12 protein-coding genes and 1 pseudogene are annotated in these 15,414 nt (G+C 67.1%); 3 read left to right on the plus strand and 10 right to left on the minus strand.

Annotated elements, in window-relative coordinates:
* Nucleotides 1–80 precede the first annotated feature (80 nt).
* On the minus strand, nt 81–374 hold the full coding sequence (locus ACOZ38_RS08015) for a hypothetical protein (RefSeq protein ID WP_424529468.1): 294 nt from the start codon (nt 372–374) through the stop codon (nt 81–83).
* Nucleotides 375–718: 344 nt separating this feature from the next.
* Nucleotides 719–1,555 (minus strand): annotated as a pseudogene (locus ACOZ38_RS08020) (SAM-dependent methyltransferase).
* A 243-nt stretch (nt 1,556–1,798) separates the two neighbouring features.
* On the opposite strand from ACOZ38_RS08020, the gene ACOZ38_RS08025 reads away from it, so the two are divergent.
* From ACOZ38_RS08025 to ACOZ38_RS08035, 3 genes are all read left to right on the plus strand, one after another.
* Nucleotides 1,799–3,145 carry a transcriptional regulator gene (locus ACOZ38_RS08025; protein ID WP_424529469.1) on the plus strand — a complete coding sequence of 449 codons (1,347 nt, stop codon included), beginning with the start codon at nt 1,799–1,801 and terminating at the stop codon, nt 3,143–3,145.
* Nucleotides 3,146–3,185: 40 nt separating this feature from the next.
* Nucleotides 3,186–3,710: an NUDIX hydrolase gene (locus ACOZ38_RS08030; protein WP_424529470.1), complete on the plus strand. Its 525-nt coding sequence runs from the start codon at nt 3,186–3,188 to the stop codon at nt 3,708–3,710.
* A 298-nt stretch (nt 3,711–4,008) separates the two neighbouring features.
* Nucleotides 4,009–4,332, plus strand: a complete 324-nt coding sequence (locus tag ACOZ38_RS08035; protein WP_424529471.1) for an ATP-binding protein — start codon at nt 4,009–4,011, stop codon at nt 4,330–4,332.
* 108 nt (nt 4,333–4,440) lie between these two features.
* Here the strand turns inward: ACOZ38_RS08035 and ACOZ38_RS08040 are convergent, their stop codons facing one another.
* The 8 genes from ACOZ38_RS08040 to ACOZ38_RS08075 form a co-directional block, all read right to left on the minus strand.
* On the minus strand, nt 4,441–7,224 hold the full coding sequence (locus tag ACOZ38_RS08040; protein ID WP_424529472.1) for a phosphoesterase: 2,784 nt from the start codon (nt 7,222–7,224) through the stop codon (nt 4,441–4,443).
* 3 nt (nt 7,225–7,227) lie between these two features.
* Entirely contained in the window at nt 7,228–8,583 is a 1,356-nt protein-coding gene (locus ACOZ38_RS08045; protein ID WP_424529473.1) for an ABC transporter permease, read from the minus strand.
* Nucleotides 8,583–9,551, minus strand: coding sequence for an ABC transporter ATP-binding protein (locus ACOZ38_RS08050; protein WP_424529474.1), 969 nt, complete (start codon nt 9,549–9,551; stop codon nt 8,583–8,585). The genes ACOZ38_RS08045 and ACOZ38_RS08050 overlap by 1 nt, the downstream gene beginning before the upstream one ends.
* A 163-nt stretch (nt 9,552–9,714) precedes the next feature.
* Entirely contained in the window at nt 9,715–9,894 is a 180-nt protein-coding gene (locus ACOZ38_RS08055) for a hypothetical protein (RefSeq protein ID WP_424529475.1), read from the minus strand.
* Between the two features lie 132 nt (nt 9,895–10,026).
* Nucleotides 10,027–11,133, minus strand: a complete 1,107-nt coding sequence (locus ACOZ38_RS08060) for an acyltransferase family protein (RefSeq protein WP_424529476.1) — start codon at nt 11,131–11,133, stop codon at nt 10,027–10,029.
* Between the two features lie 68 nt (nt 11,134–11,201).
* Nucleotides 11,202–11,990 (minus strand): DUF4097 family beta strand repeat-containing protein, encoded by a 789-nt coding sequence (locus ACOZ38_RS08065; protein ID WP_424529477.1) that lies wholly within the window; start codon nt 11,988–11,990, stop codon nt 11,202–11,204.
* Nucleotides 11,991–12,116: 126 nt separating this feature from the next.
* Entirely contained in the window at nt 12,117–12,755 is a 639-nt protein-coding gene (locus ACOZ38_RS08070; protein ID WP_424529478.1) for a TetR/AcrR family transcriptional regulator, read from the minus strand.
* A gap of 125 nt (nt 12,756–12,880) precedes the next feature.
* Complete coding sequence (locus tag ACOZ38_RS08075) at nt 12,881–15,007, minus strand: prolyl oligopeptidase family serine peptidase (protein ID WP_424529479.1); 2,127 nt, start codon at nt 15,005–15,007, stop codon at nt 12,881–12,883.
* Nucleotides 15,008–15,414: the final 407 nt, after the last annotated feature.

Consider the following 15,414-nt stretch of genomic DNA (forward strand, 5'->3'; position numbering starts at 1 on the left):
ATCGCACGAGGAACATCAAACAAACGACCGGGACAACAGCCAATCTTCCGGTTATTCGTCCCCTTGAGGCGAACGGCTAACTAGTCGCCCGCAGGTTCTTGCGTCACCGATTCAGGATCAGGGGCTTTGGGGCGGGTCTCCTGAATCGCCTGCCATTCCTCATCTGACATCGGCGGAATGTCCAAGGAGGCAGCGGCTTTGTCCAGGGCTTCCCGGTCAAGCCCCCAAGAGTGGATCAGGCCCTCAGCCTGCCGCCGTTGACGATCACTCTCGACCAGCAAGGCCACCGCCAGACGAGCACGCCGCACCGTGTTCAGGTTCGCGTGACGCTGCTCGTCCGGCAGATCGGCCGGATCGTAACGGGGATAGAGCATCAGCCCGGCCCGCTGATCGGAGAGCCTCCGCCGACAGGCATGACTAGCTGTGCCGGGGGAAGTTGCCGAAGCCGTTCGACAACTCTCCGCGCAGCCGTGGCCGGCGTGTAGGCCGGGCATTCGGAGTAGACCCATCGCCCCGGACGCACCCGCGAGTAACGCCCCGTCCACCACTTGTAGCGAAGACGCATGTCAGGGCCCCGATAGCACCAGACCGCTGGAGACCATGACCAAGGCCACGTCATCACCTTCATGAACAGCCGCCGCCAACACGCCGTGATCTTCCAGGCTGCGACACAACCGCCGCGCCGCCACCCCCACCGGGGAACCGCCCACCCGGCCCGTCATGGCTTGCGCCCCACCGCACACAGCACCGGCATGGAATCGGCCTCATCCTGATACCAGGTGTCATCATCGGGCCGCCACATCGGCAACGTGACCAGCCCCGGCACCTCCAGGTCCAAGCCGTCGAAGAACGCGCCGATCCGCTCAGGAGAGCGAGGCACGACAGGAGCACTCGCCCTGTCATAGACCCGCGCCCCCCGCTGCGTCTGAGGGTCGTCCAGGACATGCGACACCACAAGCAACGACCCCGGAGCCAGCGCCCCCACCAGATCCTTGACGATCCCGCGCGGATCCTCCCCATCAGGCAGGAAATGCAGAATCGCCACCAAGAGCACAGCAACGGGCTTTGCGAAATCGAGCACCGTCTGAGCCGCTCAAATGATCTCACCCGGCTGACGAAGGTCACACTCCACAAAGAAACTACGCCGATCATCGGCCAGCAAAGCGCGCCCATGACTGGCCACGACCTCGTCATTATCGACGTAGACCGTACACGCATCCGGCGCGATCGATCGCGCCACTTCGTGAACGTTGCGCTGAGTCGGGTAACCACTCCCGATGTCCAGAAGCTGACGAATCCCCCTCGTACCCACCGCGTGCCGGACCGCCCGCCCAAGGAACTGGCGGTTAGCCAAAACCATGTGCCGGACCCGAGGATTCATCGCCAAGATACGGGCCGCCGCCTCCCGTTCCGACGCGAAGCTATCCCCGTCATCACCCAGCAGACAGTTATAGATCCGCGCCACACGCGGCGTACCCGTGTCAACAGAGGGACGAAACGGAACAACCCCCCGCCCGCGTCGACCGGACCGCCACCCAACGTGCTCGCCATACACCCACCCTCCGTGACATCGTCGTCGTGGCCCATCGAGGAAGCTCGATCAGGTCATGAGCCCAGTTGACCGTGGGAGTCACCTTGGGAATAAGGGTGTGATCGAGGTGAAGAACGGCAGGGCTTTCACACCCTGTGTGAAAGTGATGGGGCCGTGATGGTTGCGTAGGGGTAGGACACCGCTCACGAAGCGAGGACCTGCTTACACTCCGAGATATGGCCAGCGAGCCAACCCGAGGAGAGATGTATGAGCGAACCGAACATCTTGCTTGACTCGTTACTTGCCGAAGCGAGGATCTCTCATGCTGGACTGGCCGCGCGCATCAACGAGGGCACATCAACCGCCAAACGCCCCACTCGCTACGATCACTCGGCCGTCGCGCGATGGATTAGAGACAAAGCGGTTCCTAGAGGCGACGTGCCCGAGATCATCTGCGAGATCATCGGGGCAAGGGTAGGACGGGCGCTATCCCTCGCTGACATCGGCATGATCCGTAGTGCTGTGAGCGAGGAAGGCCCGGAACTTCCACAGGCAGTTGATCAGGCCATCGCGTTGTGGCGAGGCGATGTCAGTAACCGAGTGTTCTTGTCCAATGCCGCGATGATCGAGGGACCGGCCGCTATCGCACCCGTATTCGAGTGGGAGAACCCCCCACACGAAGCGGACGTGTCCCGTCGAGGGCCGCACCAGGTGAGCATGCAAGACGTCCAGGTCCTCAAGAATGTCCGGACCCGCTACGAGCAGATGTATCGCCGCGTGGGAGGTATACCCGTCCGTCCGCGCGTGGTGGCGTTCCTCAATGCCAGTGTGACCCCGCTCCTCAAGGGCGGGCACGACGATAGGACCGGGCGTGAACTGTTTCGCGCAGCAGGGGGATTGGTGGCCCTCGCGGGGATCTGCGCCTATGACGCCGGCCGACCAGCACTCTCCCAGCGCTACTTCTTTCATGCCCTGCGTATGGCGAAGGCATCGGGCAACCTCGCGTTCGGCGGGTATGTGGTTGCCCTGCTGGCCAATCAGGCGATGTCCCGCGCGAAGCACCGCTACGTGATCCAGTACGCCGAGACGGCGCTACGGGGGGCTCGTGGCCATCTGTCCCCTGCTCTGGTAACCGATCTTCACACGCTCCAGGCGAAGGCCTACGCGCGGATGAAGGACCGGGCTAGTTGTCATGCGCACATGAAGATGTCAGAGACGACTGCTGCACGGATTCGCCAGGACGATGAGCCGCCAGAGACGGGATACGTCCAACCCGGCCTGTTGGAGTGCCAGCACGCCGAAGCGCTACGCCGACTCGGCGATCTCCAGGCCGCTCAGGAGTACGCGGAGGAGGCTCTGGTTTCCGCCGATGAGTGTCATCTCCGAGGGCAGGCGCACCGTTTGGCGACGCTTGCTCTTATCCTCGCCGAACGAGGTGACTTGGAGCAGGCAGTTGCCGCCGGAGGGAGAATGCTCGACCGCGCCGTGGGGATGGAATCAGGAGTCATGGCCGATCGTGTGGCGACGGTAGCCGACGCGCTACGGCCCTACGACGGCCGGGTTGTCCGGGAGTTTCTCACGCGCGTGGAGCAGCAGGCCGCTATTCCCTTGTAGCGTGGGGTCGAGATCAGACGCCAAGCTGGGAGTGCGCCGCATGCGTTGGAAGGTCAACTCAGAAGAGCCGCTCTACACCGACCAGTGGCTGGACATCCGATTGGCCGACGTCGAACTCCCAGACGGCAGGCACCTTGACCATCGTCTTATCCGCACCGCCCCCGGAGCCGGAGCGGTGGTAACCGACGACCAGCGCCGCGTGCTGATGATCTGGCGACATCGGTTCATCACCGACACGTGGGGATGGGAAATTCCCATCGGCAAGATCGACTCTGGCGAGGAGCCGATAGCCGCAGCCGCCCGCGAAGTCGAGGAAGAGACCGGGTGGAGACCCGGACCGCTCCGCCCGCTGCTCTACACCCAGCCCACCAATGGCATTTCTGACTCCGAGCACCACATCTTTCGCGCGGACAGCGCCACCCATCTTGGTCCGCCCACCGAGGGATGGGAGTCCGAGCGCATCGAGTGGGTTCCGCTCACAGACATACGGCGATTGATCGACAAGCGCGACATCGTCAGCGGGACGACTCTCGCCGCGCTGCTCTACATCCTGACCGAGGCATAGAGTCAGCATCCAAAGACCAAAGCAAGACGCCTCCGGCGGGGAATCCGGCTCCGGGGGCAGCGACCCGCGTTGCCGAAAGACCGTAGCGGGTTGCTGTGGAAGCCTGTCCGTCCCTCCTGCCGTCACCCCGGGCAAAGCCAAGCAGACCAGGGGGCAGGGGCACAGGTCGGTCAGACGGTAGGGTGCTCCACCTGTACCCCTGCCTCCTGCCCTGCTTCCCTGACGGGCGGGATGACGGCATACGGGACAGCCAGGCAGACGGGGCACTGTAGGTGAACAGCAACCCCACCGCGACCAGGTGTTCTGTAACAGAAGAGGTACATTTCCAAGACTTACTAGCGAGCTGCTGGCCAACGCGATCAACTACGGCGATCCCCCGATCAGGCTCTTCCTGTGGGGCGGACCCGGCGAGCTGTGCGTCCGGGTCACCGACCACGGCCTCGAACAGCCCCGCCGCCTGGACCTCGGGGTCGACGCCGACCACGGCCGCGGCCTGACGATCGTCGACGCACTCGCCCACGAAACGGGCATCACCCAACTCCCCGACACCCCCGGCAAGACCGTCTGGGCCCGCTGGCATCTACCTCCTCAAGCAGCGGAAGCCGCCATGTCCAGCGACTGATGCGGGCGAAGGGTGTCGTAGTCGCTCACCCGGGCATCCAGCGCCGCCTGGGCATGCCGAGACGGCCCGCCGGGATCCCGGTGGGCCGTCGTGTGAGTTGTGCGGAGGTCAGCCGTCGGACTCCGGTGACGGCAGGTAGCCACCGGGCACTTCGGCCGGGGTGAAGATCTTGTCCTCACCCGGGTAGGGGGTGGTCCAGTTGTGCGCCTGGTACCAGGTGAAGTGGTTCATGAGCGCGGGGTTGGCGTAGTCCGGGACCGCGTTCGCCCCGCTCAGGTGCTGCTCCTTCTGCCAGGCGGTCCAGACGTCGATGATGTGCTGCGTCTCGGCGGGCACGGCCGACGCCGTGGTCTGCGCGGGAGCCGCCGAGGCGCCCGCCGCGGCCGGGGTGTCGTTGCCGCAGGCCGGCGGGGTGGCCAGGCCGTCGGTGAGCGGGACCTGGTTGGGCACCACATTGAACGGCGTGTAGTCGGGCTTGTTGGTGAAGGCCCGGCTCATCGGGGTGGCGGCGCTGTCCTTCTGGTTCATCGGCTGGATCCCGAGGATCTGCTCGATGGTGCGGATCATGGTGATCTGCGTGTAGTAGTGGCTGTCCACGGTGCCGTGCTGGGCCCAGGGGCTGATGATCTGCACGGGGCCGCGCGCGCCGTCGACGTGGTCGACGCCGTCCTGGGTGTCGTCCTCGATCACGAAGATCGCGGAGTCCTTCCACCACTTGCTGTGCGAGATGGTGTCAACGATCTTGCCGACGGCCAGGTCGTTGTCGGCGACCTGGGCGATCGCGTTCGGCGCCCCACCGGTGTGGTCGCTGGAGAGCCAGAACATGTTGAGGTTGGCCGGGCCGTTGGCCTCGAAGTCACGCTTCCAGATCTCGTACCGGTAGAGGTCCGGGATGTTGGTGTCGTACTTCGGGTAGGAGTGCACGGTGATGTCGTTGAGCGACGGGATCGGCGACTGGGTGTCCGTCTTGATGGTGGTGTCCTGACCGGTCGCCGCCATGTTCCGGGCGTCGCAGTAGAACTTCTGCCACGACGAGCCGGGGGGGACGGTCAGGAACTGCGTGAACTCCCCGAAGTTGCGAGCGGTCTTGCCGGCGGCCTGGGCACCGGTCCACAGGAAGCCGGTGCGCTGGTGGCCCAGCGCGTCGTCCTCCGTGTCGTAGCTGCGCTGGTACTCGCCGGCGGTGGACTCGGTGTACTCCGGGTTGTCGGCCTGCATCAGCCAGTTGTGGCCCTCGGCGGAGTTGGTGCCGATGTCGTAGGTGTTGTCATAGAGACCGAACTGACGCTCGAGAGCGTGCTGGTTCGGGGTCACCTTCTCACCGAACTGCGCCAGCGACGGGTCGCCGTTGCCGCGCGGGTCGTCGCCGAACATCTGGTCGTAGGAGCGGTTCTCCTTGACCAGCAGGAAGACGTGCTTGATGGTCGACAGGTCACCGAGGCGCTTCGGCACCGGCACGGCGTGCTCGGACTTGCCCTTGGCCTGCTTGACGTCGTTCTTGTCCCAGCCGTTCTGGGCGAAGACCGTGGCCGTCGACTTGGCGATCTCCCGGTCGTTCGGCAGCTTGAACCGAAGCAGCGAGCCGGTCGAGTCGTGGGTGTTGTGGCCCGTGGCCGGCGTGGTGCCGGTCCCCTTGTTGATCGTGCGCGTCGGGCCGCGCTCGCCGATGCCGCGGGTGTTGGTGACGACCACGTCGTCTCCGACGGTGGTCACCTCCTCCGGGTAGTAGTCCGTCGGGAGCAGGCCGATGAAGCTGACCGGCTCCTGTGGCCTGGTGTAGCGGTAGACGGCGACCGCGTTCGCCCGTCCGAGGGTGACCAGCAGGTGGCCGTCCTTGGTCAGGGTCACGCCGTTCGGGGCGTAGCCGACCTTGGACTCCGGCCACGGCTGGGTGGCGATCGTCTGGACGACCTCGTCGCGGTTCGTGTCGATGACCGAGACCTGGTCGTCGAACGTGTCGGTGACGAAGAGCACGCCGCGGGCGGCGTGCATCGCGGTGGGGTGCAGACCGACCTCGATGGAGGTCACCGGAGCGGCCGTGTCGGCGATGTTGATCACGCTCACGGTGCCGGTGGTCGTCGCGCCCGTGACCGGGTCGGCCGGCACCTGGGTGCCGTAGGAGTTGATCGTCGTCTCGCCGGGCTTGGCCGGGCGGCCGCCCTCGTTGCTGACGTAGAGCTTGTCGCCGACCAGCGCCAGACCACGCGGCGCGGTGCCCACGGTCCAGCTCTGCTGAATCGCGCCGGTCGCGGCGTCCATCGCCACGACACGGTTCTGGCCGTTGACGGCGGCGTACACGGTCTTGCCGTCAGCGGAGAAGACCGCCTGGGCCGGCAGCGCCTTCTTCGAGCCCTGCGCGGCGATGGTGGCGAACGCCGGGGTGCCGAGGGTGCCGTCGGCGTTCACCGGGAAGCGGTTGAAGCCGTCGATCTGCGGCAGCCACAGGGTCTTGCCGTCCGGAGAGTAGGCCGGCCCCTCCTGCCCGACGTTGTTGTTGGAGATGCGCACACCGGCGGTCGAGGCGGTCCCGGCCTGCTGCAGCACCTTGTAGTTCTGTAGGTCGACGATGGTCAGGGCGATCGACCGGTCGTTGGTGAGCGCCGCGAGGAAGCGGCCGTCCGGGCTGACCGTCGAGGCGAGCAGCTTGCCGTTGTCGACGAGCAGGCGGTCGCCGATCGGCTTGATGACCTGGTCGCTGGCGAGCTGCAGGCCGGCCTCGTACGTGGAGCCGACCTGGTTGCCGCCGAACACCTCGGTGGAGGCGTAGGCGATGCCCCCGCCGGCGACGGCGAGAGCTACGGTGCCGGCCGCCACCAGGCGGATCCGGCGGCCGGTGCGTCCACCGAAGAGCCCGAGACGGACCTTCGCGACGCGCTGGCGCGTGACGTGCATGAATCATTCCTTCGGAGTGCTTGTGAGCAGGTCGACGTTCCCGTCGAACTGCCACAGGGGGTTGGGCGCGTCCCCGGTCGGGGTGCGCACCTGGAAGTAGCCGTTGACCTCCTTCGGACCGTCTCCGTCGGCGACGTACCGCCCGTCTGCGGTGACGTCGAGCTGGTAGATGGCGGTGCCCACGGCGGTCGCGCCGGGGAGGTGCCAGGACACGACACACCGCCAGTCGTTGCCCGGTCCCTCGTCGAGGACCTGGGAGCCGCCCTTGTCGCAGGACGCGGTGGCCCGCAGCTGGGCCTCGGTGACGTCCGGGCGATTGAGCTCCCGCGTCTGCAGCCGGTAGAGGTGGGCGTACGCCGTGGCGAGGGAGTCCTGCAGCTTCTCCTTCTCGATCCCCGAGCCCGTGGCCGGGGTCGCGCCGGCGATCACACCGACGGTGAGGGCGACCAGTGCGGCCAGTGGCAGGACCGCCGCCACGAGGACCTGCCGGCCCGACCCGTCGTATGTCAGGTCGGTGAAGTCGCGGCGCAGGAACAGGCGGTAGGCCAGCGCGGTGGCGATGACCGCCCACGCGAGGCTCACCGCGAGGCCGATGAGGAGGGGGCCCGCCTGCGCGGGGCTGGTGAAAAGCCCGCGCCAGGCGAGGAAGGCGTGGCTCGGCAGGGCCAGCCGCACGACTACCGGCAGCGGGAGCAACTGCGCGAGCTGCAACGCGAAGGCGAGGAGCGCGGGCATCAACAGCCCCATCGGGGAGCGGCCCAGGGCGACCGAGCCGAGGAGGCCGACCGCGGCGAACGCCAGCGTCGGCGCCAGCGCGCAGGCCCACGCGAGCAGGACCGTGCCGGCCGCCTCCGCCGGGGCGAGGAGATGGCCGTCCAGGCCGGCGAGCGGGTGGTTGCCCACCGCGACCAGGCCGCCGGCGATTCCCGACGCGGCCAGTCCGGCCACGAGCAGCAGGATCACGGTGAGGCTGGCAAGGGTCTTCGCCACGAAGATCCGCCGCGGGGAGCGCACCGCCACGAGGAGGTGGCGCCAGGTGCCCAGCCGGTCCTCGACGGCGAAGACGTCGCCGGCGACCAGCGCCGTCAGCAGCGGGAGCGCCCAGCTGCACGAGAAGTCCAGCACGACCAGCGCCCCCGCCCAGCCGGTCGCGTTCATCCAGCGGCCGAAGACCGTGTCGGCGGGGAGCGAGCTCTGCAGGCTCACCGCGGCCACGAAGGCCGCCGGGCCGAGCCAGCAGGCCGCGATCAGCAGGCGGATCCGCCACTGGGAGAGCAGCTTGACCAGCTCGAACCGGTAGCCGTGCAGCACGGGCGCCGGCCGGGCGCCGGCCCGGGGTTGGGTGACGGTCGCGGTCATCACATGTCCTCCTGGTCGGTCTGCGCGGGCACGGTGCCGGTCCCGGTCAAGGCCAGGAACGCGGCCTCCAGCGGCGCCACCACGGGCCCCAGCTCTCGGAGCGCCACGCCGGCTCGCACGAGCCGCACGACCAGCTCGTCGAGGGCCGGCACCGGCCCGCGGACGACGACGTCGGCGTCCGTACGCTGGCCGGGGTCGCGGCCGGTCACGACGCTGAGCCCGGGCGTCTCCGACGCCAGCCGGTTGGCCTCCGCCGGGTCGGAGGTGAGCAGCCGGTAGTCGAGCTCGCCGCTCTCGGCGGCGAGTTTGCTCACCGGCCCGGAGAAGACGACCCGTCCGGTGGCGAGGATGGTGACCTCGGAGCACAGCGCGGCGAGGTCGTCCATCCGGTGGCTGGAGAGGACCACCGCGGTCCCCTCCGCGGCGAGTCCCATGATCACGCGGTGCACGTGGTGCTTACCGGCGGGGTCCAGGCCGTTGGCCGGCTCGTCGAGGACGAGCAGTCGCGGCTTGGTGAGCAGCGCGGCGGCCAGCCCGAGCCGCTGGCGCATCCCCAGTGAGAAGCCCCGGACACGGTCGTCGGCGACGTCGGTGAGCCCGACCTGCTCCAGCGCGTCGTCGACGCCGGCGGTGCCTCCGGCCTCGTACCGGCGCAGTGAGGCCAGGGCCGAGAGGTTCTGCCGAGCGGTGAGCGAGGGATAGAGCCCGGGTCCGTCCACGAAGCCCGCGACACCGTCGGGTACGGCGAGCGTCCGCCCGACCGGCGTGCCCAGGATCTCGAGGCGGCCGCTGTCCGAGACCGCCAGGCCCAACAGCAGACCGAGGAGCGTCGTCTTGCCCGCGCCGTTCGGGCCGACCAGGCCGTGGACCTGCCCGCTCGCCACGTCGAGGTCGACGCCGTCGAGTGCCATCACCTCACCGAAGGACTTGGTGATCCCGCGACCCCGGACTGCGGGGCTCTTCTGCATGTCGGTCTCCCTTAGCTTGATCCCCAGCAAGAGGAACCTAGAGATCGCGGTTTGCCTTGGAGAGGCATGCAGCCGAACGTTGGGCAAATGCCACTAAGCCGCCGATATGCCACACAAAACGCCGATATGCCGCTCGGCCCGGCAGATCGCACGGTCACGCTGGTCAACGCGCTCGCGCCCTGGAACTCACCAGGTGCCGGGGCGTGGCGGTGACGCCGCCGGGGTCGCGGGTGGGCGTGGACGTCGAGTTGATCCGCCCGGACCTCGACTGCCTGGAGATGGCAAGGCGCATGTACCAGCCTGCGGAGTCGAGCGCCTGGACCACGCCGACTGCACGCCGCACCGAGTACTTCGGGCTGTGGAGCGCCAAGGAGGCCTACGGCGCTCAGCCATCTGGCGCAAGTGGTGTAGCTGCAAGTGGTGTAGCTGATGGCGCATCACGGCGACGCCACCTACCTGCTTGCGCAGTGCGGCCTCATCGACCCTGGGCGCCCGTCCGCTCCGCTGCTCGCGGGGCCGGAGCCGGGAGACGGGCAAGACCGAACACGGCCCTGGCCGGATTCACTCTGCGGACGAGGTCATACGTCGCAAGGCTCAATCCGAATGACAGGAACATGATGAGCAGAAAGGGAATGATTCCATGGTCGACGACCTGCAGGACGTAGTAGGCGACGATGATCAGGTATGTCTGGTGCAGGATGTAGACCGGGAAAGCCGCCGGGTTGAAATAGGTCAGGAACTTCGGCCTCCTGTTCAGGTGCCGCTTCCCGTAGCCGAGCATCGAGAGCAGGGTCACCAAGCAGACGAGCTGGTACAACCCTGCGGGGACGATGCCCGGCCGGCTGTCGAGAATTGAGGTGTCGATGAGAACACCGGCCGCTCCCACGAAGGCCGCCGCAAGGTATGCCCTCCGGTACTTCTCGAGCATGTCGATGGTCGCATCGTTCGTCGCGATGAAGAAGCCGAGCATGAAGTATCCGGCATAGACGAATATGTTCTTTCCACCCACGTCCGGCAGGAAGGAGAGCGCGGCCAAGAACGCGAACGGCAGGAGAATGAGGAGCGGGTGCCGCGACCACGTCGGCGAATATCCGGATTCGGTCATCTTGCGCATCGGGAGCACAAGGGCGACCGATATGAGGAAGAGAAACAAGATGAACCACAGGTGCGCCGGCGAAACACCGCCCGCGTACTCCGACCAGTCAGAAAAATCGGTGAAATAGGTCCACAGAAACTCCAGGTACCCGCCTTGATGGCCGAGATGGAACTTCATCGCGTAGTAAGCCTGCGGAGGGACGACCACCAGAACACCGAAGACGAGCGGCACCAGAAGCCGGGAGAATCGCTCGTTGACGTATTTCCTCGCGGACCTGCGCTGAAGCGCGTAGAAGCTTGACGTGCCCGCCAGGAGGAAAAGCAGAGGCATGAACCAGTACGACAGATGCACCAGGACGGATGAGAACGTGTTCACCTCGCCTTTGATGTAGAAAGGCGAGGCCTCATTGAACACCCGCGCCGTATGGTAGGGGAACAAGAAGAGTATTCCAATGTTCCTGAGCCAGTCGATATAATCTTTTCGCACGGTGAATCGCGGTTCCTGACGTCCATGTGGTGTGGTGTGCCCGCGCAGACGGTCCGCGCGGGGTGGGGTCACGGACTGCCGTGGGGTGCCCTGCCGGTGGTGCGCACATTGATCGCCCCGTTGTCGGTCCTGACCGTGATCGCGTGTGGGCTGCCCGGGTCCTTAGGCACGTCGGTGCGCACGTCACTGCTGTCGGTCGTGGTCGTGACGTTGTACGAGGCGTCAGGCAGCTCGACCGTCACCGTCCCGTTATCCGCCGTCGCCTCGACCTGGTCGGGGACCCCGGTGAAGGAGAGGTGGATCTCCCCGTTCTCGGATTCGGCCGTGACCCGGCCTGAGGTGATACCGAGGGCGCGCAGCTCCCCGCTGGAGGTCCCCAGGGAGAGGGGGCCGGAGGCGTCTTCGACGCGGATCGCGCCGTTGTCCGAGTCGATCCGCAGCGCTTTGTCGAAGCCGGAGGCGGTGATCTGCCCGTTGGTCCCCCCGACCGTCAGTGCCACGTGCCGGGGTACGAGCACCTCGTAGCGGACGTCGCACCGGCCGATGACCAGGGATGCGCAGTCGGTGGCCAGGGTGAGGGTCTCGCCGCTGAGTTCCCACGTCGCTCTGGTCTTCGCGCCGATGAGGGACCACCCGGTGAACCAGCGTTTCACCTCGATTTCGTCGACATCGGAGGGCCGGACGGTCAGCTCCCCACTGCCGCTGGAGATGGTGAGCCTGTCCCCGGCCGGCCCGAAGCCGCGCTTCTCCGGACCGGCGTCATCGGCGGGACCGCCGCATCCCATCAGGACGGCGAACGTCAGGAGTGCACCTCCAGCCGCCAGAAGTACGCGCGGGGTGGGGTCGGGCGTGGGCATGAGGCGCCTCCGGGAATGGGAGCGATGGGGGTGGTGCGGCATCGAGGTGGGCCGATGCCGCGTTCGGAGGACGGTCCCGCCGGTGAGCACGGTGGCCGGTGAGGCCGGGACCGTTCGTGAGCGTCGTCAGCCGCTCGGGGGCGGGGCCAGCAGCGCGGTGAGGACGGTCGCCAGGGCCCGCTCGGCCGTTTCGATGCTGACGGCTTCGGGGTCGGCGAGGCGTTCCATGGACAGGCCGTTGCTCAGACAGTGCACGATCAGCGCGGCGAGGTCAGGATCGACCGCCGGGCTGAATCCGCCGCGTCGGGCGACCTCGGCGATGGATCGGGACGCCGCCTCTCGCTGCGCGCCGCGCAGCGCGGCGACGATCTCCCTGGTCGGCTCGTCTCGGGCGGCCCGGGCCGCGAACTCCAGTCCGAGCTGTCCCCGTTCGGTGTCGTTGACGATGCGCTGTGCGACAAGCCGAGCGGCCTGGCCGACCGCCTCCGCCACGTTTTCGGTGTCACGGACCTCGGACATCACGGTGGTCAGCTCGGTGTCGGAGTGCTCGCGGAGGATCGCCCCGAACAGGCCCTGCTTGCTGCCGAAGTTGGAGTAGACGGCGCCCTTGGTGAAGCCGGCGCTGTGGGCGATGTCCTCAAGTCGGCTATCGGCGTAGCCATGCTCGGCGAAGGCGTGCGCGGCCGCGGCCAGCAGTCGGCGGCGCACCTCCGCACGTGGCACGCGCGGGATCGGCTCGGGCTGGTGGCTCTCGATCTCGTTCACACCGGAGACCGTACCATACCCACGGGTATCGAATACTTTCGGTATTGAGATCCCAAGGTTCCACCACACGTCCGAGCACCTGGCCGGCAGCCCGCCCGGCGTGCGCAGCTAGGGCGGTGGCGATCTCAGTGTGGTTCTGCGGCGGTCTCGTGAGGACGCATGGTTGTCGTTTTCGGGGATAGACCGGTGTATTTTCCGGCGAAGGCCAGGATGTCCGCGGTCAGGGCGCGTTCTTTGCTCGCGGGGGAGGCGGCGTGGGCGGTGTCGGGTTCTCGGCGCATGAGGATCGGCCGGTCACTGCTGGTGGCGTGTTGGAGGGCCGCGCACATCTTGGTGACGTGGGCCTCTCCGGTCTGCAGGTCGGTTACCGCGCCGGTGAGGAGGAATGCGGGATAGCGGGCTCCGGGCGTGACGTTGTGGTAGGGGGAGTACGAGAGCAGGCATTGGAGTTGTTCGGGTTGGGAAGCGGTACCGAATTCGTCGGTCCATGTGCATCCCAGGCCGAAGTTTTCGTAGCGCACCATGTCACATAGCGGGCCTTCGGCGATGACCGCGGCGTACAGGTCTGGTCGCTGTGTGGCGGCTGCGGTGACCAGTAGGCCGCCGGCGGACTGGCCATAGATCGCCAGTTGGTCGCGGGTGGTTCGACCGGTGTTGATGAGCCAGGTCGCGGCGTCGTTGAAGTCGCTGATCGCGCGGTGTTTGTGTGGTCCGCGGCCGGCGTCGTGCCAGCGTTGGCCTTCTTCGCCGCCTCCGCGCACGCAGGCGACCGCGTAGGTGCCGCCGGCGCCGACCCATGCGGCCGCCAGGGGGAAGAACCATGGGCGCATCGGCATGCCGAAGCTGCCGTAGCCGTAAAGGAGGGTGGGGCGGGGGCCCTGGTGTTCCTCAGCTGGGGTGAACAGGAACAGCATGATCTCGGTGCCGTCGCCGGCGTGGTAGCGGACGCCGCGGCTGCGGATCTCCGGAGTGTGTCCCGCTGTTGTGGCGCCGGTTTCCTGTTCCGTCGTCCCGCTGGCGGCGTCGTAGCGGTAGATGGTGGGGGGCGTGGTCGCGTCGCAGTAGCTGAACCATGCGTGATGTCCGTGTGGGATCTTCGTGCGCAGGGACGACACGATGCCCGCGCCGGGGAGGGGCAGACCGCTGAGCGGCCGGCCACTGGCCAGGTCGTGCAGGGTCACGGCGGAGGTGCCGTGGCGGGCGCGTGCCACCAGCAGGAGGGGCCGCGGAAGTGCCGGGTCGTCCAGGACCAGACACTCGTCCAACGGGGCCTCGGGATCTTCGGCCACCAGCGTGCGCCATGCGGCCGGATCGGTATCGTCCCGGTGCGCCATGCAGATGCGGCCACACGGGGCCTGGTAGTCGGTGACCAGCAGCAGATTGTCGTCCGGGAGGAAGCGCGGGAGTACCCGGGCGCGTATGGTGCTTCCGTCCACGATCTTGATGAAACGCGGGGCCTCCGGGTCGATGAGCTCGGCCACGTACACATCGTTGTGTGAGGCGGGCCCGACCATCACGGTGATCGCCAGATGACGGCCGTCGGCGCTGACCGTGAGCCCGTAATAGTGGTCTGGGGCGTCGTCGCCGCCGAGCACCACCGCGTCGGTCCGCCAGGGCGAACCGATCCGATGCAACCTCACCCGCCGCTGCAGACGCCTGTCGCCGGGGGCCAGTTCCTCATCGGGAACACGGCTGACGTAGTAGAACGCGTCCCCTCCCGGCAGCCAGGCGAGCGAGGTGTTACGGGCGCGTGGCAACGGCCCGTCCACCGCCTCGCCGGTACGCACGTCCAGCACCAGGATGTCGCTGCCGGGCTGCTCGGCGACCTCCATCTGGACGGCCACACGTTCGCCTTCGCGCGATGGCCACCAGGCGTACAGCCCGGTGCGGCCGGACGGATCGATCTCTGCCGGATCGACTAGCACCCGCCTGTTCCCCCCGGCGTCGACGACGAGCAGGCGCCGTTGCTCATCCCCACGTAGCTGCTCGGCGAGGAACATGACCGAACCACGCGCCATCGGCGGCTCTGACACGCCGGAGGATGACACCTGATCGACCAAAGACGCCCACGATTGCTTGTCACTCCATCCGGCGCGATACGTGCCGAAGAGACGATCCTGGGCCGCGGCCCAGTCCCGCACGCGCGGATCACTGCCGTCTTCCAGCCACCGGTAGGGATCGGAAACCGGGAAACCGAAGAGATCCTCCACCACATCGCCGCGCCAAGCGGCAGGGTAGAACAATCGCGCCACAAACGCCCCCCGATGCGTCGCCCCGCCTGCCATGGGTAGAGGCACTGCGGCCTTGACGCACCGCAGTACCTCGGTTCACTCAGCTACGACTCGCCGCGAAGAATCTCCGCCTGCCAGCCGCGGACGCCCCCAATGCGGGCCGCCGGAGTGCTATCGCGATACGGTAGGTAGCCATTCATGTCAGCCTCCCGGATCTGTCGATTCGCCCGAAATGGGCGATTACGACGACAGCTATCCCCTCGCCTGCGATCGATAAACACAGGCGTCTCTCTCGACGGTGAGCGCCAATCCTCCTGGATCCCCGGCACGTGCGGACCAGAGGGCCGGCCGGCCATATTGGTTATCCTTCTGCTAAAAGTTTGTGCAACGGAAGAAGGCATAATGGAATGCCACGTGAAGATCGATCT

The organism is Sphaerisporangium viridialbum (assembly GCF_049674955.1).
GTDB classification, from domain to species: Bacteria; Actinomycetota; Actinomycetes; order Streptosporangiales; family Streptosporangiaceae; genus Sphaerisporangium; species Sphaerisporangium viridialbum.

What these genes read in the sequence shown, in the direction of transcription:
- ACOZ38_RS08050 (WP_424529474.1), bottom strand. Translation starts at nt 9,551, where the DNA reads ATGCAGAAGAGCCCCGCAGTCCGGGGTCGCGGGATCACCAAGTCCTTC.
- ACOZ38_RS08015 (WP_424529468.1), bottom strand. Translation starts at nt 374, where the DNA reads ATGCTCTATCCCCGTTACGATCCGGCCGATCTGCCGGACGAGCAGCGT.
- ACOZ38_RS08065 (WP_424529477.1), bottom strand. Translation starts at nt 11,990, where the DNA reads ATGCCCACGCCCGACCCCACCCCGCGCGTACTTCTGGCGGCTGGAGGT.
- ACOZ38_RS08040 (WP_424529472.1), bottom strand. Translation starts at nt 7,224, where the DNA reads ATGCACGTCACGCGCCAGCGCGTCGCGAAGGTCCGTCTCGGGCTCTTC.
- ACOZ38_RS08045 (WP_424529473.1), bottom strand. Translation starts at nt 8,583, where the DNA reads ATGACCGCGACCGTCACCCAACCCCGGGCCGGCGCCCGGCCGGCGCCC.
- ACOZ38_RS08030 (WP_424529470.1), top strand. Translation starts at nt 3,186, where the DNA reads ATGCGTTGGAAGGTCAACTCAGAAGAGCCGCTCTACACCGACCAGTGG.
- ACOZ38_RS08025 (WP_424529469.1), top strand. Translation starts at nt 1,799, where the DNA reads ATGAGCGAACCGAACATCTTGCTTGACTCGTTACTTGCCGAAGCGAGG.